We start from the raw sequence: 21,299 nt of genomic DNA, 5'->3' as shown, positions 1-21,299 counted from the left end.
TCCTCTTGGACTTGCGGGGCGGGCGTGGCCCGAAGCGTCTGCCGGCCTATGCTCCGATTCCGTGATCGTCGGCGACGGCCAGGATCTCGACCGCTGAGCTGCCCAGCCAGGACCCTGCCCGGCCAAAAGCCCCAGGGCATGGGTAATGTCCGCGCAGCTTCCGCACGTCGGGGCAGACCGCGCAACCTCCGCTACGCGAGCAGGGGGCACCTCGCTGATGGCCCGGGCCGGGCCGGTCTTGGCAGGCCGACTCCCCGGTCAGGGGGATGCCCGACAAGCCGGCGCCGGTCGGCCTGCCGACCCTCGCAGCGCGGGCAGCCCCGGCCGGATTCGAGCAGCACCCGGTCGTCGCACCGGACATCGCCGCACTGCTGACGCTGGGGCAGGCCCCGGGCCAGCAGCCTGCCCACCGGATTGATGATCGGACCGCCGGTACGCAGCTGCTCGTCCAGACGCCGGACGAGCCGGTCGGCGAGCACCTGCGCAGCGTCCGTACGGCCCGGGAAGCCTTCCACCCGCTTGAGCTCGTCGGGGCAGGAGCAGGCAGCTACCGAATCTCTTACTTTCGGATGGTGTGGTAGTTCTTGACGGGGATGGTAATTTTGAAAACCATTCCGTACTGGCGTCGCAGATCCCTTATGCTGGTCGATTCAGGCTCTTGAATGCACCGCCGAATCGGCGGGTCATGTGGGGTGCATGAACGTGGCTCATCGATCAATTCGCGTCCATTATCGCCGCGCACTTGGTCCCAGTTTAACGCGACACCTTCCGTGCTGAGCAATTCTGTCGGCTCCACTGCGTTCGAACCTGAAGATGCTTCGCTATTTCCGCGATAGTAATCGACGACTGTGCGCGCATAAACAAAGTCGCGATTGAAGGGAATCGGGGATCCAGGTCGGTCTCCTGCGCTAAGGACTCCATCGATGGTATCGGCTACCATTCGTGGGTCCGCGCCGAAATAGGCACTGATGGCCATTGCGCACCTAATCTTATATTTATCGTCACCCGTTGGGAGGAGCCACTCCGTATCCCTTCCGCCAATACATATATCTTCAATGACGACTAGGCCGAGAGTGAGTGGCGTTTCCGATTCCCAAGTGGCGATAGTGCTGCGTCCCGCCGACTCCGCTTCATGTCGCGCTTTAACCGCTTCTGGACTGCTGGCAAGTTTACGCACCGTCTTCTCGCTTGTTGCTCGCCCACACGCCCCTACGGCAAGCACCAACACTATGGCGAGAGGTAGGCGGACCGTGCGGCGAATCCATAGCTTCCGCTCCTGGCGCGGAGGGAGAGGGCGAGGTCGGGTCGCAGCAGTGAAGGTCAGGATGAGAGACAGGATGAGTAAAGCGATCCAGATAGTGAGTGTCATGACGGTCATGTTGCACTAGAGCGTGGGGATCTTCTACCCGTACAGGTACTCAATGAGGTTGATGAGGGAGGTGCTCTGGGGAGCTGTGTCGACGGCTCCCCAGAGCACCTGTTCGTACGGGTACTACTAGTTCAGGGCCTGCTGGAACGCCTTCGCGTAGTGAGCTGTTCCCGAGACCTTCGGGTGGAACGACTTCATTGATGGCTTCGGAAAGGAGTTGTCGGCCTGCGAGTACCCCGTCACCACGAGTCCGTGGATCGTTTCCGGTATTCCGCAGACTCCCTGCCCGGCGAACGCGGCCCGAGGGTCGGCAAAGACTGCGTATGAGCCGGTGTCGCTGACGGCGCCGCTCATCTCTGTGGCGACCATGTTGCTCATTTCGTTCAGCCAGATGGCTTCCGCCGCGTTGATGCCCGCTACACACCCGTCGTGCGCCTCGAGGAGCTTGGGATAGCCCATGAGGACGATCTTGGCGTTGGGGGCTCTAGTGTGAATCGACTTGAGAGTCTTCGTCAGACGGGGCCGAATTTCATTGTGGGCCCAGTCCGGAAGCCACGTCTGCAAGGGCGGGGTGTTGGTGGTCTTTACCTCACCCGTGTCAGGATCACGGTCTTTAATCACATCGCCCATGCAGCTTCCCAAACCGGGCAAGATGCATTGGGTGAGGACGTCGCCGAATCCCACGTCGTTGCCGCCGATCGACAGGGCTACGAGGGTGGTGTGCTGGTCTAGATAGCCCTGCTGGATCTGGGGCGGTTCGCCTGCATCGGGTGTTCTCTCAAGGATGTTGTAGTGTCGCGCGCCGGAGCAGGCAACGAACTGGAAGTCCATTCTTGCGCTCCACGCGTCGTCCAGGGCGCCGACGGATAGCTGCTGACCTGGCAGAATTGCCCGGCGCGGCCAGGCGTGCTTGGAGCGGTGACACGTGTTCTTCCACTTGTCACCGCGAACCTTGTTGTAGTAGTCGCTTTCGGGATAGTAGTCGTCCCCCTTGGGGTCGGAGGCTCCTTCGCCGGAGGTGTACGAATCGCCCATCGCCACCACGCTCTGGTCAGGCTTGCCGGGAAGCGGTTGGAAGGCTACGGAGTCCCATGCGACGTCCTCGTCGGCCGTGCCGTCGGGAGTCGAGTTCGTGAGGGTGACCGTGGGTGTTCCTGTGAAACGGAACACCCCGAGGCTGACCCACCGATTGGCGCGCTGCTCGACTGTCCTGGCGGTACTGGAGGTGTCCGCCCCGCCGATCACATACTTGGCTTGGCGGGTGTGGGCTCCGGTGTCTGGGAGGTAGACCATGACCCGAGCCCATGAAATGGACCTGTTCAGAGTCCAGGTCCCCTTGACGGTCATCAGACCGGAGTCCCCACCGAGGTGTTCTGCGTTGCGGGTGTGCGCGTACCAGAAGTGACCGCCTTGCCCTCCACCGATTTGGTGGAGGTCGCCCTTGCCCTGGTACGGGCCGAGACCGGGCCCGGATGCGGCCGGGTTCGGGCGGAAGGTGAACTGGAAGTCGCCGTTGTCGGTCGAACCTGTGCCGCAGCCGCCGTAGGTGTTGGTGTTGTCGGGGACTGATTCCACGATGTATGCGCCGGTGGGGGCGGGGTCGCACTTCGGGGTGCCGTACTTCAGGCGGGTTCCGCGGCCGGGTTCCGCTCGCGGTGTGACGTACTTGATGTTCTCGTGGCCGCAGTCTCTGTCGCAGTTCTCCTTCCACGTCACGTTTGATCCGCGCCACCAGTACTTCTCGTAGCATTCCGCGTCGGGGCAGTCCGGCGGGTTGGTGGCGCTGCAGTTGTTGGTGGCGTTGCAGAACGAGCTCAGGGGTGGCTTCACGCGGTCGCGCTGCAGCGTGTCGACCCACCAGGAGGGGCGGAATCCGACGCTGTCGAATCCTGTTTCACCGGGCCAGTCCTGGCGTCCGTCGCTGGAGTAGGAGTAGCCGGTGTCCATGGACCAGGCGGCCCAGCCCAGGACCTTTTCCTCGTAGGGCCAGTTCTGGGGCTTCGCAGCGTCGCGGGGGTCGGTCATGAACGGGTTCCGCGTCGGCGGGTAGAACGGGTTGGCGGGGTTGTTGTACCAGCCCAGTCCCCAGGGCTTGCCGTCGCCGTTGTTCGGGTTGAAGCCGAGGTTGTAGTTCCACAGGGCGGCGAACCAGTTCTCAGGCTTCGAGGGGTCGTCGTTGTTGACGGTGATGGTCTGTCCGGTGGTGTGTACCTGGTTCCACTTGTCCGCGAGAATGTACATGGAGGCAGCGATGTTGACTGCGTAGTCCAGGGCTACGGCCTTCTGCTTCGTCGGAGAGAGGGACACTTCTCCGGGCTTCTCGCGGCCGGCGAGGCGCATGCCGTCGGTGACCTGGCCCACGCCGTAGCCGCAGTCGGAGTTGGCCCAGCGGATCTTCCAGTACTCCTCGGAGGTCTCGCCCTTGTGCCCGTAGAAGCCGGCGACCGCCGCAAGCGGACTGCTCATCTGGCCGGGCACAGCTCCGGATTCGGCCTGCCAGAAGTTCGACTCCTGCGCGAGCACACCAAGAAGCACCTGGGCCGGGATCCGTCCGCCACCCTTCAACGTGGGAGGCGGGAACAGCCCCTGCGGGTCGACGCTGCCAAGGCCCGTCTGCGAGCGCCAGCCTCCCTGCGTGATCCACTTGGCCCGCAGTTCTCCACGAATGGCCATGTTGACGGCCCACTCGACCTGGTTGGAGGTCGGCTGCAGAGCGAGTGCCTTGACGTCGTTACGGGGTATCGAGCACCAGCGGTCAGTGTCGACCGGGTCGTTCCCAATGGCGGCTGCCGCCACGCCTCGATTGCCGTCTGGTGACTTCTGCTTCCCGGAGGTCTGGAGAGCGGGAGAGAAGGAGCCCTTCCCCTCGGCGCTGGTTGTGTCCGCCACCGATTGGGTTAAGGCCTTGCCTGTGGTGGTGGCTGTGCTCGTGATCGTCAGAGGTTCGGTGCTGGCACCCTCGTCTGTGGCTTCTTGAGCGTTCGGAGCCGGCTCCGAACCGGTGAAGCCTTTCCCTGCGTTGTCGATGTGGTCCAGGCCGGCCCGTACGCCGGGTGCCAGGACGGGATTCACCGCGAGTTGGCCATGGCTGGATATGTCGGCGTCTGCCGGGACGTCCAGCCGGGTCACACTAGTGTCCGACAGCCGTAGTTTCGTGGGTTGTCCCGTGAGGAACACGCGGTGGCCGGTGCCGCGCTTGAGGGCGACCTCCCCGAGCTTGCCGGACGCCAGTTCAGTCAGCGTTCCATTCTGCGCTCGTAGTTTCGCGTGAGCGGTGTCCCCCTTGCGGTCCAGGAAGGCCACCCCGTCGTGCGTGGGGCTGATCTGGAACGGGGTGCCACCGGTTCTGACCAGAGTCTTGGTCTTGCCGGACGGAGCCAGATGTACGAGGCGTGCTCCCTTGGCAGCGACGAGACCGTCTTCTACGGGCACGGCTGACGTTACTTGACCTGCCGTAGAGAGCTCGGAGGCAGTCTTGCCCTGTGTGTTCACGGTGACGAGGCGGGTGTTGTTGTCGCGGAACGCGGTGAACGTGGCGGTGCGGGTCTGAGAGTTGCAGGAAGGGGTGAAGTAGGCGAGCGACGCCGTGAACGGCAGTTTTGTGACCACTCCCGTCCCCACGTTCACGACAGCGGTGAACGCGCCTCCCTGCATGAGATCGGGCTTGTTGGTGAACGTGCGCGGCGCGTATGCGGCGGCAACGTGATTGCTATCCATGACGCACGCGTTGCCGATCCACGTATCCGCCGGCATGCCCGGCTCGGCCAGGGCGGCTACCGTCCGCCACACGTAGGCGCTAGAGCTGTCTGCCGTCAGGATCTTCAGGCCTCCGGAGTCCGCTGCCGTAGTTACAGCCCGGTCGGGGGAGGTATTCCAGTCCTTGCCGAGTACTTTCGCTCGCTGGGGAGCGGGCACAGCCGGTAACGGAGACTGCGCTGCTCCTGCAGATGCAGATGCAGATGCAGGTGTGGGCTGGGAAGCACCGCTGAGGTTTTCGGCGGCGGCGGTTCCTTGGAGAAGTCCAGCTAGTAGCGTGGTGGCCGCGATGCCTGCGGCACCTATCGTTACGTATCTCCGATTTCTCAATTAATTCTCTCCTTGCATCGATTTCGCCGAGTCGGCCATGCATGTCGGGGGACAGTGAGCTGATTCCTCATCTGAAGCCCGGGCACAGACGCTTTCCGCGCACGCAAGCCGTGCCTGGTAGGACCTCGGCCTGCGGGCACAACGGCGCCGGGACGAACTATCAGATTGGGTGGTGACCTCTGCACGAGGCCAGTCTCGGAGTAGCGCCCCTCGTTCAATCTCCCTCCCGGCTTTCGGTAGGACGCAACGAGTTTCGCGACGAACGGATGCACTCGCTGGACCTTGACGAAGAATGGCGCGAACCTCACCATTCCTCGGCCCGTCATGCCCTGGTGGGGCACCCCTGGTGTGACGGTAGATCTTGCCGCCCTGCACGTTGTGGTCCACATGATCCGTGCCGTCGAATTTGGACTAGCGCAGAGCTGTGAGCTGGGCCTTGACGCAGTTGAGACATGAACTGGCGATTCAGGTGTAGGCCATCTCCATGCTGCTCGCCGCAGCCGAGGTGCCGACGGGCCGGCACCTCACATCCACTTCTTCACAGGCCAAAATATCAGCCAGAACGAACCCTGTACGGAGAAATTCTGGCCTCGCTCGCTCAACAACCGTCGTCTGCTCGCATGCTTCGCAAAAGTGAGCCAGAACGGGACTCCCGTGGACAAACCCACCTGCCGTGGAGCCGGATTCTCCTGCTGCAGCCCGGCTTGCGAGCGACCCCGGCCGATGGGCGAAGAGCCGCAGACCCTACTCAACGGGGGCGACTGTGCTGACGTCCAGGGCCATGGCATGAAATGTGGACGTGTACCGAGAGTACGAGCGGAGGCCCCGATCGCACTCACTCCGACTATCGCATCGCATCACCACGACGGTCTCGGCAGCCACCATCCTTTGCCCTGCTACAGCGCCGTGTTGCATAGGGATCATTTGCTGCTAAAAAGGACGAGGCGGTGCGCAACGTTTCAAGCCTAAACGTATCAGAATTGAGACAACGTTTGCCTTCTATCTTGCCCCCTACACGCGGCCAGATATAGAAAATCTATTGTTTCAGACGTGCTCATCTCGACGGGCATCCAATTAACACACACGAGGGGCCTCAATGCGTAAAGCCCAGTTGATTGCCACCGTAGCCGCCGCCCTTGGCGTCATGGCATTCGCCACGCCTGCAGGCGCGGCTTCCTATGACGGTTCATGCCAGTCTTCGAACGGCGGCGAAGTCTGTCTCTACCGAGACGCCAGTGCGAGAGGGATTGTTTATGACACGCTTTACAGCAAGCCGTCGTATACAGGAACCTACTACGGCACGAGCGTATCGATAAACAACAGTGTCACCTCAGTGAAGAATCTCGATCCAGACACAAATGTAGAACTTTTCACCAATGAAAACTACACCGGGAATCAGACCACGGCGTGGTCGGGTGCGACACTCCACCAGCTGTCCTCCCTTACAAACGACAAGCTGTCCTCGCACTGCTTCTGGAACAACTCGGCATGTCCCATGTAGTCGACGTGGACGGTTGGGGCCGCGAGATAATCTCGCGGCCCCAACCGTCGGGCCCGGAGCGCAAGGGGATGAAATTTATGAAAGACAATTATCGAAGATTTGGAACTGCTCCAATTGCCGTAATGGCGTTTATGCTTATTTCGGGTTGTTCCGAGACTCAAGGGGTTGGGCGCCATGGCCCAACTTCGGCCTCCGTGGTAGAAGGTCGGTCTAAGCCTGAGGATCACGCGTTCATGCTGCCCCTTGATTCGTATAGCCTGAGCCCCGAAGGGCGAAATTTGCTGGCGCGGGCAGAAAATGTTGAAGCGGTAAAGTGTATGCGTCAGCGCAATATGGATTGGCCGAAACTCTCTAAATCTCCAGGTGTGGCCCGCCCAGTCAATGAGCGCAGATATGGCATCAGCAACGCAACCGTTGCGGCCACATATGGGTATCAATTGCCTCCGCCTGCAGGAATTACACGCCTCGAAGAATATGAATGGAGTTTACGCAGCAAGAAGAGACTTGCTCTAGTAGACCGAGCCACGATGAATGCGTTTACAGGTGAATCTGTGGACGGCCCTGGTTGTAGAGATCTGGCACGCAAGAGGTTGCACATGGATTGGGTCTACGCGAAAGACCCCGTCGCGACTGCGGCAAGCGAGGCTTGGGCCCAGGCGGCAGATGCCGAGTCGGTGCACGAACTGGATCGTAAGTGGAGCAAATGCATGCGCAAATCAGGGCACGAGCAAAAAGATCCCCTGTCCGCAGCCGGTGTATGGGCCGGTTCTGGCTCCCCGTCTGGAGGGGAAGGCCCTCTTGGTGCTCCGAGCGTAAAGGAAGTAGCTATGGCGAGCGCTGATGTGAGGTGTAAGGCCAGTCTGAACTACATTGACCGGCGGCGATCAATTGAAGCGGAATTTCAGGCAGTTCTGATCAAGGTTCGATCGGTGGAACTTCAGGAGTACCGGTCTGCATGGCAGCACAGTTTGAGCGCCGCACAATTGATTGGCTCTGACGCACCTAATACTCCAGCTGTAGATAGTGATCTTGCTGGTCGGGGTCGGTGTGCAGATGGGTGCAGCCAGCGTTGATCATCGTGAGTTGTGTGGAGACGGTGGCCGCAGGTCACAGCATAAATCCCGCCGGTGCCGGGAGGCGTTCGAGGGGGCCATGGGCCGGATCGCCCGGTACGAACCCCACCTACGGGCCGGGCGGTTGGTGATGGGCCTGTTGTCGGACCTGCCGCTTCGGCCAGCTCGAAGGAGTGCTATCCAACCTGCATGCCCTCACGACCACCCTCGAGCGAATGGAAGCTCGCCGGGAGACGGCCTTCGCGGACGCTGCGTGTGAGCGGCTGGGAAATGTGGCTGCTGCTGTTGAGTTCGCCTGTGGCTTCGTACCTGGGGTGATCAGCGAGCTCGAGGAGCTCCCCCAGCTCGTCGAACTGCCCGCCGATGCGCACGAACTTCTTGCCTCTGTCGATGACCTATTGATCAGAAAAGGTTTGGTTTCTGGGTCGTTGGACGGGTGTGAGCGATCTGGTGGGGGACACGCGGCATCTGTCGCCGTCGGCGCAGGAAGCCCTGCGGCTGCGGGCGGTGGCCGCGCTGGTGGCGGGACGGGACCGCGAGGACGTGGCGGCGGTGTTCGGGGTGTCGCTGAAGGCGGTCGACATGTGGTGGGCGAAGTGGCAGGCCGGCGGACGGGAGGCGCTGCTCATGCGTCCGCGTGGCAAGCCGGTCGGGGTGCACCAGGTGCTCGGGGAGGCCGAGCAGGCCGCGGTGCGGCAGGCGGTACTCGATCACCGGCCCTGTGACGTGGGGCTTTCCGGTCAGCTGTGGACGCGGCGGTTGGTGGGCGAGCTGATCGCGAAGCTGTACCGGGTGCGGCTGACCGAGGTGGGGGTGGGCAAGTACCTGAAGCGTTGGGGGCTGTCCTTCCAGCGTCCGGACAAGCGGGCCGTCGAGTCAGGACCCGGATGCTGTCCGGCGCTGGCATCAGGAGACCTGGCCGGAGATCCGCGCGAAGGCGAAGGCCGACGGTGGGGAGATCCTCTTCGCCGATCAGGTCGGCATCCGCTCGGATCAGGTCACCGGCCGTACCTGGGGTGAGAAGGGTAGGACACCTGTGGTGCGGCGGAGCGGGAACCGGTTCTCGGTGAACGCGATGTCGGCGATCAGCACCAAGGGCCGGATGCACTTCATGGTCTTCGCCGAGAGCTTCACCGCCGAGGTGATGTGCCGCTTCCTGGACCGGCTCGCCGGCCACTTCGACCACAAGGTCCACCTCGTGGTCGACGGGCACTCCGCCCACCGCTCCAAGAAGTTCCGCGACTGGCTCGCCGCCCACTCCGACGACATCGAGCTGCACTTCCTGCCCCCGTACTCGCCCGAGCTGAACCCCGACAAGTTGGTCAACGCGGACCTCAAGCACAGCCTGCCCAAGCAGCACCGGGCTCGCGATCAGGCCGAACTCGCCGCCGAGACCCGCCGCTTCTTCCGCAGACGCCAGCGTCAGCCGCACATCGTCCGCGGCTACTTCGGGGGCCCGCACGTCCGCTACGTCCTGCACGAGAACCCCATGAGTTTCTGATCAAATACTCGGCCCGGACGCCGAGTTCCGGCCCTTCCACGAACCCACCGCTCACCAGGAAGACGACAGCGGGTTCGGCTGCGGCTGCGAAGTCCTGATCACGCACGACGGTCAGGTCTGGAACCTGCACCGCGGAGACTCAACCTGGTCCATGGTCCGCGAGAGCGAGGGGAAGCAGCAACCGGACGGCAGCACCACCTTCAGCTCATGGATCGACCTCGATCCCACGCCCACCACTAGCCACCCGCGCCACCTGGCCGCAGAAACCCGCAGGGCACTCGCCGCTGTGACCCTGACCTGCTTCTGCGTGTATCGGAGAGGAGCGGTCACTGCGTTTTGCTCAGCCGGTCCGGTCTCGGGTCGCGGTGTTATTCGGTGTATCGGTGATCAATGGCGTGGGTTGCAGGGGATGCGCAGCAGGTCTTTTTCGGGCAGCGCAAGCGCGCCCAGGACGGCCTCATGGAGTGAGGGAAGGCGTTCGCGACGGCTCGTACTCAACGACAGTGACGGTTTCGCCTTTCACGACTTTCCGCAGAGCATCAGGGAACAAGTCCGCGAAGTCGAGACCGATAGAGAGCAAGTCACCGCGGAGACATGCAATGTGGTTCCTGACGTTCTGGCGGCGCCGGTCCTCTGAGTATCGGCAGCGAACCCGGGGTGCGGAAGGGCCAGGAATGACCGTGCTCGGGGAGACGCTGAGCACCTGATCTTCGAGACCAACGCTCAGACGAAAACCGCGCTCGCTGATGGACTCGCTCCAGGATGCATCCTCGAGGCGTCGACGGTGTGTCGGAGCGCGGCGTAGGCACGACGGTGCTTGACCCGGTTCATAGGCACATGTTCTTACCAGCTCATTGACAGTCAACAGTAGAACGCGATGCCGACATCCCCGAAAGCCCCCAGGCCGCCCGCCGCATTACTGTTCTGTGACTGGGCTACCGGCCCTTGCGGGGCGGTGGAATCTTCGGCAGGAGCTCCCACAAAGGGCGCCCGCCGCTCGCCCAGGTTCCCAGGGTGCGCCGGTCGGCGAGGTGCATGTGGAGCTGCGCGGCGAGGGGAGCGCAGCGGGTGGAGAAGCGGCCGTTGGTGACGACCAGGACGACGTCCGCGCCGTAGAGCTGGCGGGCAGTGCCGTTGACGCGCTGGAGGTCCGGGGTGCCGACCGGTGAGCCGCCGTCACCGTCGCGGCGGTGCTTCACCTGGATGACCCAGGAGCGGCCCAGCGGATCGGTGGCCAGGACGTCGGCGCCATTGTCGCCGGCACCGCCGATCTGCCGGGCATCGGCACACCCGTCGCGGCGCATCAGGTCGCGGATCGCGTACTCGAAGTCGCGGTGGTGCAGTGCGTCCAACTGCGGCAGACCGTAGCGCAGAGCTTGCTGCCGGACCCGGTCCCATGCCTGCTGCTGGCGGTACCGGTGGACCCACATCGACCCGCCGACGGCGGCGAGGGCCCCGAGTACGACCATGACCCACCAGTTCACCAGCAGCCAGGAGATCACCGCCCACACCAGCGCGAAGCCCGCGACAGCACCGAACCCGAGCAGGAGCAGCTGGTTGTCGCGGTGCTGCTGCCGGCGCGAGCGGCGGCGCCGCAACGGGGTGCTGCGGCGTGCGGGGCGGCGGGCCGCGGGCCTGCGGCGGGGCGGTGGTCGGCGGTTGGCCATCGGGGCGGGCTCCGGTTTCAGCGGGAGGAGTCGGTGACGCCGGAGGCGAGCTGGCCCAGGAAGTCGCCGATGCCCTCCCCCAGCGGGGTCGGGGCGATGACGACGCCGAGCGCGAGCACGATGATCACGGTCAGCTTCTCGTCGTTCCTGCTCCGGGACTCCGTGCGCCGGCGTAGCCGCAGCAGGACGATGACGGCGAGCAGCACTCCTACGTTGATGGTCAGCATCGCGCTCCGCCTCTGGATCGCCCTCGGTCCCGTTCCGACCCTCTTATGTATCCGCAACCTGCACCGTTGTGCCTGGCAGTTGCCGGATGATGACGCAAAGCGACTGGTTGGCCGGATCCGTCACGAGGGAAGTTGTCCTCGGTGCTGCCCGATAGGCTCGCCGCCATGAGCGTGGACCTTCACCAGCAACTGACCGCGTATGACCGGGCGGTGCACATCGCCGGTTCCACCTACCCGGAGATCTCCCGTGACGAGCGCGGGGCCCGCGAGCTCGCGGGACGCCAGCTGGCTCTGCACGCCCCCAGCAGCCGGACGTCCCCGACCTGCCAGGGATGTGACGGCGGCCCGTGGCCCTGTTCCACCGTCCAGGGCGCGATCAAGTACGCCGACCCCCGGTACAACTGACACCTCGCTTCCAGACCGGGCGCCACACCACCGCCATCGTCCAGGACACCCGCCGGTAGCCCCGCTCATGCCGCCGCCGCGGCCCCGGAACTCTCTTCCGGGGCCGCGGCGGCGGTCGTTCAAGAGGCGGTGACACCCCATCCGGGATCCTGGTCCTGCCGGGCGGTGCGCGGGCTCGGTGTGGTGGTCATGGCCGGAGCGTACGCCCGACAGACCCCTGAAAAACAGGCCCGAACCGCAGCTTCCCGGCGTGCTTCCCCGCCGCTCGGATGGCCGGAGGTCAGCCCCACAGCTTGCGAGTGAACTCCGCCGCCCACTCCACCCGTTCGCGATGCGTGCCGTTGGGTGTGCAGCGGGCCTCTGGCGGGGCCTGGCACTTCGGGCACCGGACTTCCCGGGCGTGCCAAGTCCGGGCCGCCGTGCCACCGGCCGGTTGTTCGCTCCGCTTTTCCCGGCGCTGCCGTGGTGGCCGGGAGCGGGCGTCGCTGTGGTGCAGGACTCTGCGCAGGCGTTCGTCGTGCGGAAGTTGCCGCGTCCGGCCGGGGCCGACCCGGTCGTCGTTGTCGCACGGCTTTCCGGCCCCAGCGTGGCACCGCGGGCAGGTTTTGCTGTACCAGTCCGCGCGCGCCACCTGTTGGTACAGGCGGGGCTCGCCCTTCTGCTGCTGTACGTTTCGGCCCCGGTCGGGTGTCGGGTCCGGGGCGGGTTCCTTCTGTGCGGGAAGCACGTGTGCCGGCGTTAAGCGGCGGACGATCGGCTCCGGGGTGGCCTCCATGGACCTGGTCGCGCACCGCGACACCTGGGAGTGGCTCACTGCGGGGCAGGGCGGAGGTCAGCCGACGGGGTTGCTGAGGCGTCGTTCGAGGTGGATCTCGGTGAAGACGGCGACCTTGGCCCGCAGGGCCCAGGGGTCGAAGGGCTTGCTGATGTAGTCGACCGCGCCGGCCGCGTACCCGCGGGCGGTGTGTTCGGGGTCGATACCCATCGCGGTGAGGAAGATGATCGGCACGTCCCGGTTGCGGGGGCGGCGCTTGATGTGGGCGGCGGTCTCGTAGCCGTCCATCCCGGGCATCTGCACGTCCATGATGATGACGGCGAAGTCGTCATGGTGGAGCAGTGCCTTGAGGGCGTCGCGCCCGGAGGAGACGGTGACCAGCTCCTGGTCCAGTGTCTCCAGCACGGCGGTCATGGCGAGGAGGTTGTCGGGCTGGTCGTCCACGACGAGGACCTTGGGCATGGGCTGCGGCATGGGCTGCGCTAGTGGGGCCGGGTGCTCGACGGCTTCGAGCTGGCGCTCCAACAGATCGCAGCGCGCCTCCGCGTCTGCCCGCTGTTCCCGTGCTTCCTGGAGCTCGTGGCCCAGCCGGGCGACTTCCCTGCGCAGGACGTCGCGCTCCCCCATGAGTTCGGAGACCTCGGGGTGGGCGGCTGCGAGCTGGCCGGCGCGCTCGCGCTCGGCGGTGAGCGTCGCCTCCATCTGGTTGAGGCGTACCTCCAGGTCGGCGATGCGGTGCTTGCGGTCCAGCAGGGCGTCGCCCAGGACGTCGCCGCGGACGCTGGAGCGCCGCGAGACGTGGTCCGCGTCGGCCAGCTGCTGCTCGATGATCTGGGCGGCGTGCTTGGGTGAGGAGTTGGCGTCGAAGGCTGACTCGTAGAGGCCGCGCACGTAGTCGATGGTCTCGGGGGTGACGGTGGTGCCGCGGTGTTCGGCGAGATCCGTCAGCATGTCCATGATCGCTGACCAGGGGGGCATCCGGGTGCCGTTGAGGTAGCGGGAGAACGTTCCCGGGTCGCGTTGGCGCCGTGCTGCGTACCGGCGCACCGAGACTCCGAGTCCCTCGAACAGCTCGCGCAATACCTCGGCGAGCGCCCTCGATTCCTTTGTCAGGTCCTGTCCCAAGGGCCGCAGTTCACCCATGATCGTGCGCCTTTCCGCATGTCTCGCCGGATTGCGGCGTGATCAGACGGTCGAAGAACGCAGTCGCCAGGCCAGCGACGGCGAGGCCGGCGAGCACGCCGCGGGCGGCGCTTTCCCCCGCCAGCCAGGACAGTCCTCCTGCCACAACGCCGCTGAGCGCGGCGAGCAGGAAGACCAGGGCCGATCTCAGCGGCAGTAAGGGCCGGTCCACGCGATTCCCCATTCGTCTGCCCCGCGTCGTGGGGACGCGGAGGGAGCTCCCGCCCGGCAGGCCGCCAAGTGGGTGACAAACAGCATGGGGCGTCACGGAGGCGTTGCCGTACGTGATCGAGGCAAAAGGCAACGAACCCGCTGTTGCACCGGGCCCACCGCACCCCGGGCCGGACGGTTCGGGCAGATCAGTCCGCTGACCCAGCGGCGCGTTGCCAATCGAAGTCCTGCAACGTGGGCAACGCGGAAGCAAGGTGGAGGCAACACGGGGCACCACCGTACTGAGCGGTCCTGTCAGCACGCTCGTCTCGCTGTGACGGAAGGAGTCCCACGGGCAGACTCCGGTGGCGCGTTGTGCGGAACCGTTGCGTCAGCGATCCATGCGGTGAGAGCGGCGGCGCTGCGTGACGCAGCCGCGTTGCGCTGCTTGGCCTGCTTCACATGCCTGGCCGCCCGCTTCGGCTGCGCCCTTTCCCTATGGCCTTACTACCTGTGCGTCCGAGTGGACCGGCTCCATTGTTGTCGCCCGGTGGTGCTCTTGTGCTCAACCCCGCCCTCGTGCCTCACTATCTGTGATCAATTGGATACGGTGAAGTCGGGGGTTGCGATGTCGTCAGGAACGAGCGGGGAGTACTGGGCGGACAAGGCATTGCCCAGTGTGTTCAAGCACGACCTGCTGCGGCGGTATCTGCCGCAGTTCGGCGGGATGACGGGCACGCAGTCCCGCGACAAGCGGGTGGTCTACCTGGACGGGTACGCGGGTGAGGGCCGTTATGAGAACGGCCAGCCGGCCTCCGGCGAGATTGCCCTGCGGGTCGCCTCGCACCTGCGGGCCAAGGCGGGGCTGACCCTGGAGTGCTTCTTCTCGGAGGCGCAGGCGAAGTCGTACGACCGGCTGAGCGAGGTGGTCCAGCAGTACCGAGGCCGAGGGGTCCGCGCGCATGCCCACCGGGGTGAGGTCGACAACGTCCTGGACCAAGTCGTCGAACGGGCGGTACGGGAGCCGCTGTTCCTGTTCCTGGACCCGTGCGGGCTCGTCCTGCCGCAGGACCGCCTGGTGGAGGTGCTCGCCCACAAGCGCCCGCAGAAACGCCCTGCGACGGAACTGCTGATGAACTTCAGCATGATGGCGGTGTGGCGCCTGGGCGGCCACGTCCGCTCCCCCAGGGGAAATGAGCGGTCACTGCAGCGGTTCGACGACGTGTGCGGCGGAACGTGGTGGCGGGAGTACTTCGCCGACGCGGTCGCCTCCCGCGGCCGGAACGGTGCGGCCGAGGACGCCATCGAAGCGGTTGCGGCCGAGTACGCCCGCCGGCTGGAGCAGCGCACCGGGATGGTGGTGCAGTCGGTTCCGGTGTCGCACTCGCCGCGCCAGCGCGCCGTGTACCGGCTGGTGTTCGCGACCCGCAGCCCGTACGGCCTGTGGGTGTTCGGTGATGCCGTCGCCCGGGCGCGGGCCGAGTGGTGGAAGGAGCTGGAGGAGCGCGAGGAGGACACCCTGTTCTCCCTGGCCCCGGACCCGAAGGAAGTCGAGGCGAAAGCCCTGCCGGAGATCACAGCCAACCTGGAGAAGCTCCTGATCCGGTCCCGGCGCCCGGTGAAGCTGGTCGACCACACACTGGAGATCTTCGGTTCGTTCTACGGGCAGGTGACCGAGCCGGTGGCACGCCAGGCGGTACGGCTCCTTCACGAACAGGGCAAGACGCCCAGCAACGGAGTCGGCGTGAAGCGCACCCGGGAAATCACCGTCGCCCCCGGCCCTCTCCTGCCCTGACGCCCGTATGGCCGGGCCCGGCCTCGGGGCCCGGCCTCGTCTTGCGCGTACGGGTCAGGCCGGAACCGGCAGCGGCATCTGGTCCCAAGTGCGACCCTCCAGCAGGCGGCCGCCAGCCTTCGGGGTGCGCCCGCCCCACTGCTTGAAGAAGAACGCCACATCCGCCTTCTGACAGGTGTCGCGGATCTGCGTCACCCAGGCCTCGTCCAACATCCGGTGATTGGGCCCGGACTCGCCCCCGGCGATGACCCAGTGGATGCCCTCCAGGCCGAGGCCGGGCAGCGGGCCCAGCAGCGGCTCGCAGGACAGGAACCGCACGGCGGCGGGCACCTGGCGCAGGTCGTCGATGCGCGGCAGCTCCGCCTCGGACTCGACGGAGACGCCCATCCAGAGGTTTGACGGCCAGTCCAGCTTCGGCGCGATCTGACGCAGCCGCCGGGCCCGCTTCGTCAGTACCTGGTAGGTGTGCTGCGGAGTATCGGCCATGACCTTGAAGACCTGACGGACGAAGTCCAGCGGCACACGGGCGTGGAACAGGTCCGACATCGAGTTGACGAACACCACCCGCGGCGCCTTCCACCCGTACGGGACCTCCAATGAGTCTGGATGAAGCGTCACGTCGAACCCGGGGCCGGACGTCCTCGGATCCCCGTCGTTCTGGTATTTCGCCGCGCCCATCGCCTTGAGCCGTTTCGCCAGCGCCAAGGCGTAGCAGTTGTCGCAGCCGGCCGAGACCCTGTCGCACCCGGTGGTGGGGTTCCAGGTCGCCTCGGTCCACTCGATGGCGCTGCGGTCACTCACCGGTTTCCTCCTGCCCTGCACGGCTCCCGCACCGTTGCGATACCAACGGTGCGCTGTGGTGCCCAACGATGCCCGCTCGCCCGGGGATTCGGGCTGCGCACCCCAATATTCGTAAGCTTCCAGTCACCTTTTGTAACATCAGAATTCGAACCTCCATTCGGAAATCTAGTAGCCAGGCCCACCCCCGTCGACACCGGTACACACCTTGCAGCCCCAGGCCCGGCGCAATGGGCCAGCACGGCCCGGAACCCGGCCGGAGGCCGGTCGTTGCGCAGGCATGGCACGCAAACAAACAGACCCGACCGCCCGCAGGGCCCGTGAGGCGGCACGCCGAACGGCAGCCGCGCAGCGCATCGGCCCCCGCCCGCCCAGAACACCGCGCCCCCGGCAGCCCAAGCTCCTGTTCGACCTTCAGCCACCCGGCACCGTCGGCACGGACGCCGAGGTCATGGCCCAGGTCACCGACCACTTCGGAGCCGACTCCGGTGAAGCCACCACCATGCGGTATCTGCTGCGCTTCCGCGAAATCTACGGACCGCACATTCCGCTTGGCGCTGTTGGCCAACTGGAGCTTCTGCTGGATGAGACGGACCTGCTGACCCAGCTCTCCCCTGGAGTAGGCGTCAGCCCCGATGACGCCCGCGACTCGGTGCACTCCCTGCACGCCCACGGCATGCTCCTCATCGCCGACGACGGTTCCTTGTGGATGACCGTCCCACCAGGAACCCCCTACTCCGCACCGGACGGAAAGTGGTCGTTCGTTGAACAGAAAGTCCAAGCGCCGACTGAACGGGTCGGCGCCGGGACCTGACCTCACGCCGTACGGTCCAGCCGCTGCGGCGCGGCGGCCGCCGGGGTGATGGTGGCCAGCCCGGCGCGTTCGGCAGCGAGGCGTTGCAGAGCTCGCGCCCGGGTCACGTCGCTCGGCCGGACTCGTTGCTGGCCGGCTGCTTTGGCCCGCAGTTCTTCGAGGGCCTGGCGGCCGTCGGCGAACTGCTCCTCGGGTTCCCGGAGCCGTTCGCGAAGCTGCCGCTCGGCGGCTGCCTGGATGTCGGGGTTGATGTGCTGTCGGGTGGTGCTCCAGGTGGCGCGGTGGGCGGCGATGGCCTCGCGGTAGCCCTCTGGCGGATCTACGCGCTGCATCGGTGCGGCGGGGGAGGCCGACTGCGGGGCCGGCTCGGCGACCGCTGGGGCGGGGCCGGCCTTTGCAGGTGCGGGTGCCAGGACGTGCAGGGCGCGGACGTTCGCGGCGGGCACCTTCTCGTTGGCCGCCGCGATCAGCTTCGGCGCGCTCCAGCGCAGCTGCGTTGCGGCTGCCGGAAGGTCGGGGACGACGTCCAGGCGGCCGGTCTCCGCGTCGAAGGCAACGGCCGTCACGCGCCCAGCGAGCTCGGGCACGACCGCGGCGAGGATGGTGTCGAAGGCGGCGAGGACGTTTCCGCCGGCGGCCGGGGCGGCCATGCCGCGCTCGGTCATCATCATGCCGATCGCGCTGCCCAGTCCCAGCGGTTCACGGCCGTCGCGCCGTGCGACGGTGGTGGTGCGCCGCTTCGGCTTCTTAGCGGTGGCGCCGTTCTTCCTCGCCGCTTCCCGGGCCGCGAGCAGGGCCTGGCGGGCCAGGTCGACGCCGGACACTTCGCCGCTGCTCACGACTGCTCCCAGGTGGAGTAGCTGAGGTTCAGGTGCCCGAGCCGGGCGTGGTGCTGTGCCTGGTCGACCAGCTGGTTGCTGAACAGTCGCCTCGCTGACGACTCCCCGTAGTGGTCGATGTGGTCGAGGAGGACCTGGTGGTCCTTCATCGCCCGCACCCGCCAGTCACGCACCTGGTCGGGGGTCAAGTCCTCGAGGACGAGTTCCTGGTCGTCGACGTCGGCGGTCTCCGGCTCCAGGGCCGGAGCGGCGGCGGCCGGGCGCGGCGCGGGCAGCGCGACCGGGGCCACCGGCGCGGCCGGGACGTCGTCGGCCAGATGCGCGGCGGCTGCTTCGGCGCGGGCCGCTTTCGCTTCGGCCTTCCGGGCGCGGTAGTGCTCCCACTCGGCCGCCTGCGCCCACGCTTTGGCCGTCACGGTCTCGTGCAGCTGCCGGTCGGTGGCCGCCCGCCGCTCGGTCTCGGAGGCTCCGGGCATCGCGGCATCCACGGCGGCCGCGACCGAGCGGCGGGTGGCACGGCTGTCGGCCTGCCGGTCCTCGCAGCGCGGGCAGTCCCGGCCGGAGTCGAGCAGGGTGCCCTCATCGCACCGGAGCTCCGCACACAGCCGGATTTGCGGAAGACCCCGGCCGATCAGCCAGCCCACCGGGTCCGTGATCGGACCGCCCAGCCGCATCTGGTTCTCCAGGCGCCGGGCGAGCCGGTCGGCAAGGATCTGCGGCGCGTCCGCGGGACCGGCGAACCCGACCACCCGGGCCAGCTCGGCACGGACCTTGGCCTCCACCAGACACCGGACACCCCGGCCCTCCAGGCGCGCCCAGACCAGCTTGACCGGGGCCAGGACGGCCCGAAGATCCAGCGACGGCAGAGCCACCCTCCCCTGCTGCTGCTGCCTCCCCTGACCTTCACCCTCCAGGACCCGCACGCTGCCACCGGCCACCAGCCCGCGGCTGCCCTTCCCACCTTCAACGACCGGGGACTTCTTCGGCTGTTCCCCGCGCAGCGGGCCACCCTCGCCGTCGACCAGCGTCAGCCGGGCAGCGGCATCGCCGTCCACGGCCTGGTCCTCGCGCTCGCACGCGCGGTCCGGCAGATCACCGGACCCACCACGGCCTTCGCCGGAAAAACTACAATCAAGCTGTGGAGTAACGACGGGAGTAACCACCTGAGCGTGGTCTGCGTGGAGCTCTGCACTACCGGGACGCTCCTGAACCTCCGCATCCGTGGGGCTCTCAGCGGCGCCGATCTCAGTCGTACCAAGGGCACCAGCAGCACCGGCCGGAGCCTGATCTCCGACTGCACCATCGGGACGCACCGAAAACACGGCATCGGAGCCCGAAAGTGCCTCCACAGAGGCCAGCGTGCGGCCGTGCGCACGGGCGACGGGGAGCAGCAAGACCCGGGCCCGGCCGTTCATCCGTGTTGATGTCGCCTTGCGCTGCCGCGCCACGACACCGGCCTCCGTCAGTCTGTCCAGGACCTTCCGGGCCCCCGAGGGTGAGCAGCCCAGCAGCCGGGCCAGCGTCGCCGCACCCCGCCCCTCCTTGACCTTCACCGAGCCGCCGCACAACTGCAGCCAGCCCGATGCCCGAGTGTTCAGCACCATCAGCAGCAGCCCGAGCCGGTCGGTCGGAGCCCCCTTGCCCGTACGGCCGGCCAGCAGCCCCGGCGGTGTCGGCTCCTTGTCCTCCGGCGTCCAGCCGGGCCCGAACAGCGCCTCAATGAGGTGCAGCAGGGTCGCCAGCTCCGCCTGCGACAGCGCCAGAGGGTGCGCGGCTCCGCCACTCTTGCGGGCGTTCCACAGAGGCATGACCAGGCAGTCAAGCCCGGTCGGGTGCCCCTTCTCGTTCTTCTTCACCTTGGTGTGCAGCCCGTCAGAGGCACGCAGCGGCACCAGCGCCCGGCGGTTGACCGTGGACTCGCCCACGCCCATCCACCGGCCCAGCTCCGCAACCCAGATCGACGTCTGGTTGTCGTTCTTCTTCCCCTTCGGCGCCCGCGACTTCGCGTACAGCACCACCGCCGCGAGCCTCGCCACGTCCGGCTGTCCCGCGATCGACGGATCCGCCAGCAGTGCCTGGATTGCCGCGAGCAGCCGCAGCCGCATCCTTGGACCCAGACGCAGCGGGTCGCCGGAACTCGTGGCATCCACCTGCCCGGAGCCCGGCACCGGACCCAACACCGTCCGCTTCCAGCCGGAACGAGGCCCCGGAACAGCCACAGCCGTGCGCTGCGCCACCGCCGTGCTCATCGGCCCACCGCACCGGCGAGAGCGGAACCCGCATGGGCCGTGATCTTCTGCGTCTGCATGGGGCCGGTGTACACGCCAAAGCGGACACCCCCCTGAGCAGCCGAAACGCTCGATTCCTGATCCACGCGACGACCCTGCACCGGGAGCCCTGTGGACAGAGGCCCACGAGCCCCGATTGCCTCCGCCGCTCCCGCACGGTGGGCAACAATCTTGGAATCCATCCCGTCACGCGGGACGACGTCCTGCTGCGGGGCATGGTCGACCGAGTTGTCGACGAACTCCCGCAGCGGGTGGTCCAGCACGGCGGTCGACGCCGCACTCGCGATCACAGGGCACCTCGAAACGGACATGGGTCGGCTTTTCATAAACCGGGAGATCGGGCACTATGACGTTGACCAGCTTTCAGATGCGCGGACATACCAGAGCCCTCGGGCCCTGGTCTGGGTGTGCGGATGGGTTGGGAAACCGATCAGGCGAGTGGGGATCACCTCTCTCTGTTTGGCCGGTGAACCGCGAAGCCCCTGTGGTGGGGGCCCGCGGTGTGACACCAGCGGTGCTGATCTGCGGCTGTGGTGGCTGTGGTGGTTGCCGGTGGTGGTGGCCCTGGTAAGGGGCCGATTTGGGATATGAGCGGCTCAGTGAGCCGCGGCTCAGGACCAGCAGCAACTGGGACCTGAGCGACCGACACGGCAGTAAGCCGGTCGGTAGACGGGCCGCGCGAGGCCAGCGGATTGGTAGTCCGCCTCTTGGCGCGCGCGGCCGATGACCGCTAGGTCATCCCGACCCCCCTTCGGAGGCCGGCGTCGGCATGCCCTCATCCAGCTCAGCGGCTTCGGGGAAACGCTCCGCGAGGCGCTTGAGCAGGTGA

The 21,299-nt window shown here is 66.4% G+C and carries 17 protein-coding genes and 1 pseudogene; 9 read left to right on the top strand and 9 right to left on the bottom strand.

Features of this window, described 5'->3' with window-relative positions; all coding sequences use genetic code 11:
* The first annotated feature begins 266 nt into the window (after nt 1-266).
* On the top strand, nt 267-581 hold the full coding sequence (locus IG90_RS44555) for a hypothetical protein (protein WP_030595038.1): 315 nt from the start codon (nt 267-269) through the stop codon (nt 579-581).
* Between the two features lie 914 nt (nt 582-1,495).
* Here IG90_RS44555 and IG90_RS0137080 read toward each other — a convergent pair.
* Complete coding sequence (locus IG90_RS0137080; protein ID WP_233436194.1) at nt 1,496-5,284, bottom strand: GDSL-type esterase/lipase family protein; 3,789 nt, start codon at nt 5,282-5,284, stop codon at nt 1,496-1,498.
* Nucleotides 5,285-6,551: 1,267 nt separating this feature from the next.
* Between IG90_RS0137080 and IG90_RS43045 the strand changes: the two genes are divergently transcribed.
* The 5 genes and pseudogenes from IG90_RS43045 to IG90_RS47245 all read left to right on the top strand — a co-directional run bounded on the left by IG90_RS43045 (nt 6,552) and on the right by IG90_RS47245 (nt 9,530).
* Nucleotides 6,552-6,956, top strand: a complete 405-nt coding sequence (locus tag IG90_RS43045; RefSeq protein ID WP_078585544.1) for a peptidase inhibitor family I36 protein — start codon at nt 6,552-6,554, stop codon at nt 6,954-6,956.
* A 233-nt stretch (nt 6,957-7,189) separates the two neighbouring features.
* Complete coding sequence (locus IG90_RS44550) at nt 7,190-8,029, top strand: hypothetical protein (RefSeq protein WP_157846395.1); 840 nt, start codon at nt 7,190-7,192, stop codon at nt 8,027-8,029.
* A 23-nt stretch (nt 8,030-8,052) separates the two neighbouring features.
* Nucleotides 8,053-8,183 (top strand): annotated as a pseudogene (locus tag IG90_RS47255) (IS701 family transposase); the annotation flags it as partial.
* A 284-nt stretch (nt 8,184-8,467) separates the two neighbouring features.
* Nucleotides 8,468-9,049: a helix-turn-helix domain-containing protein gene (locus tag IG90_RS47250; RefSeq protein WP_233436195.1), complete on the top strand. Its 582-nt coding sequence runs from the start codon at nt 8,468-8,470 to the stop codon at nt 9,047-9,049.
* Nucleotides 8,955-9,530, top strand: a complete 576-nt coding sequence (locus IG90_RS47245) for an IS630 family transposase (protein ID WP_233436197.1) — start codon at nt 8,955-8,957, stop codon at nt 9,528-9,530. The genes IG90_RS47250 and IG90_RS47245 overlap by 95 nt, the downstream gene beginning before the upstream one ends.
* A 935-nt stretch (nt 9,531-10,465) precedes the next feature.
* On the opposite strand, the gene IG90_RS0137065 is transcribed toward IG90_RS47245, so the two are convergent.
* Both IG90_RS0137065 and IG90_RS0137060 read right to left on the bottom strand, forming a co-directional pair.
* The gene (locus IG90_RS0137065) at nt 10,466-11,197 is read right to left on the bottom strand and encodes a restriction endonuclease (protein WP_233436196.1); all 732 of its coding nucleotides are present in this window, start codon (nt 11,195-11,197) and stop codon (nt 10,466-10,468) included.
* Nucleotides 11,198-11,214: 17 nt separating this feature from the next.
* The gene (locus IG90_RS0137060) at nt 11,215-11,424 is read right to left on the bottom strand and encodes a hypothetical protein (RefSeq protein ID WP_030595027.1); all 210 of its coding nucleotides are present in this window, start codon (nt 11,422-11,424) and stop codon (nt 11,215-11,217) included.
* A 165-nt stretch (nt 11,425-11,589) separates the two neighbouring features.
* On the opposite strand from IG90_RS0137060, the gene IG90_RS0137055 reads away from it, so the two are divergent.
* Nucleotides 11,590-11,829, top strand: a complete 240-nt coding sequence (locus tag IG90_RS0137055) for a hypothetical protein (RefSeq protein WP_030595023.1) — start codon at nt 11,590-11,592, stop codon at nt 11,827-11,829.
* A gap of 280 nt (nt 11,830-12,109) precedes the next feature.
* On the opposite strand, the gene IG90_RS47240 is transcribed toward IG90_RS0137055, so the two are convergent.
* The 3 genes from IG90_RS47240 to IG90_RS0137045 are packed head-to-tail and all read right to left on the bottom strand — an operon-like array spanning nt 12,110 to nt 13,958.
* Nucleotides 12,110-12,604, bottom strand: a complete 495-nt coding sequence (locus IG90_RS47240; RefSeq protein ID WP_425338033.1) for a zinc finger domain-containing protein — start codon at nt 12,602-12,604, stop codon at nt 12,110-12,112.
* Nucleotides 12,605-12,661: 57 nt separating this feature from the next.
* Entirely contained in the window at nt 12,662-13,747 is a 1,086-nt protein-coding gene (locus tag IG90_RS0137050; protein WP_030595020.1) for a response regulator, read from the bottom strand.
* The gene (locus IG90_RS0137045) at nt 13,740-13,958 is read right to left on the bottom strand and encodes a hypothetical protein (RefSeq protein ID WP_030595018.1); all 219 of its coding nucleotides are present in this window, start codon (nt 13,956-13,958) and stop codon (nt 13,740-13,742) included. Before IG90_RS0137045 ends, IG90_RS0137050 begins: the two co-directional genes overlap by 8 nt.
* A 606-nt stretch (nt 13,959-14,564) precedes the next feature.
* Here IG90_RS0137045 and tcmP point away from each other — a divergent pair.
* On the top strand, nt 14,565-15,731 hold the full coding sequence (gene tcmP / locus IG90_RS43035; RefSeq protein ID WP_078841983.1) for a three-Cys-motif partner protein TcmP: 1,167 nt from the start codon (nt 14,565-14,567) through the stop codon (nt 15,729-15,731).
* A gap of 54 nt (nt 15,732-15,785) precedes the next feature.
* Here tcmP and IG90_RS0137035 read toward each other — a convergent pair whose 3' ends face one another.
* Nucleotides 15,786-16,532: a DUF5131 family protein gene (locus IG90_RS0137035; RefSeq protein ID WP_030595013.1), complete on the bottom strand. Its 747-nt coding sequence runs from the start codon at nt 16,530-16,532 to the stop codon at nt 15,786-15,788.
* Between the two features lie 277 nt (nt 16,533-16,809).
* Here IG90_RS0137035 and IG90_RS0137030 point away from each other — a divergent pair, with 277 nt between their 5' ends.
* Entirely contained in the window at nt 16,810-17,343 is a 534-nt protein-coding gene (locus IG90_RS0137030) for a hypothetical protein (RefSeq protein WP_030595010.1), read from the top strand.
* A gap of 2 nt (nt 17,344-17,345) precedes the next feature.
* On the opposite strand, the gene IG90_RS0137025 is transcribed toward IG90_RS0137030, so the two are convergent.
* The gene (locus IG90_RS0137025; protein WP_030595007.1) at nt 17,346-18,182 is read right to left on the bottom strand and encodes a DciA family protein; all 837 of its coding nucleotides are present in this window, start codon (nt 18,180-18,182) and stop codon (nt 17,346-17,348) included.
* A complete protein-coding gene (locus IG90_RS40220) occupies nt 18,179-20,332 on the bottom strand; it encodes a hypothetical protein (protein ID WP_157846397.1) in 2,154 nt (717 codons plus the stop codon). Before IG90_RS40220 ends, IG90_RS0137025 begins: the two co-directional genes overlap by 4 nt.
* Nucleotides 20,333-21,299 lie beyond the last annotated feature (967 nt).

The organism is Streptomyces anulatus (genome assembly GCF_000721175.1).
GTDB classification, from domain to species: Bacteria; Actinomycetota; Actinomycetes; order Streptomycetales; family Streptomycetaceae; genus Streptomyces; species Streptomyces anulatus_C.
Note: the sequence above shows the minus strand (reverse complement) of the source record. Positions and strands in the feature narration are given on the sequence as shown.

What these genes read in the sequence shown, in the direction of transcription:
- IG90_RS44555 (WP_030595038.1), top strand. Translation starts at nt 267, where the DNA reads ATGCCCGACAAGCCGGCGCCGGTCGGCCTGCCGACCCTCGCAGCGCGG.
- tcmP (WP_078841983.1), top strand. Translation starts at nt 14,565, where the DNA reads ATGTCGTCAGGAACGAGCGGGGAGTACTGGGCGGACAAGGCATTGCCC.
- IG90_RS0137030 (WP_030595010.1), top strand. Translation starts at nt 16,810, where the DNA reads ATGGCACGCAAACAAACAGACCCGACCGCCCGCAGGGCCCGTGAGGCG.
- IG90_RS44550 (WP_157846395.1), top strand. Translation starts at nt 7,190, where the DNA reads ATGCTGCCCCTTGATTCGTATAGCCTGAGCCCCGAAGGGCGAAATTTG.
- IG90_RS0137050 (WP_030595020.1), bottom strand. Translation starts at nt 13,747, where the DNA reads ATGGGTGAACTGCGGCCCTTGGGACAGGACCTGACAAAGGAATCGAGG.
- IG90_RS0137065 (WP_233436196.1), bottom strand. Translation starts at nt 11,197, where the DNA reads ATGGCCAACCGCCGACCACCGCCCCGCCGCAGGCCCGCGGCCCGCCGC.
- IG90_RS0137060 (WP_030595027.1), bottom strand. Translation starts at nt 11,424, where the DNA reads ATGCTGACCATCAACGTAGGAGTGCTGCTCGCCGTCATCGTCCTGCTG.
- IG90_RS47240 (WP_425338033.1), bottom strand. Translation starts at nt 12,604, where the DNA reads ATGGAGGCCACCCCGGAGCCGATCGTCCGCCGCTTAACGCCGGCACAC.
- IG90_RS0137055 (WP_030595023.1), top strand. Translation starts at nt 11,590, where the DNA reads ATGAGCGTGGACCTTCACCAGCAACTGACCGCGTATGACCGGGCGGTG.
- IG90_RS43045 (WP_078585544.1), top strand. Translation starts at nt 6,552, where the DNA reads ATGCGTAAAGCCCAGTTGATTGCCACCGTAGCCGCCGCCCTTGGCGTC.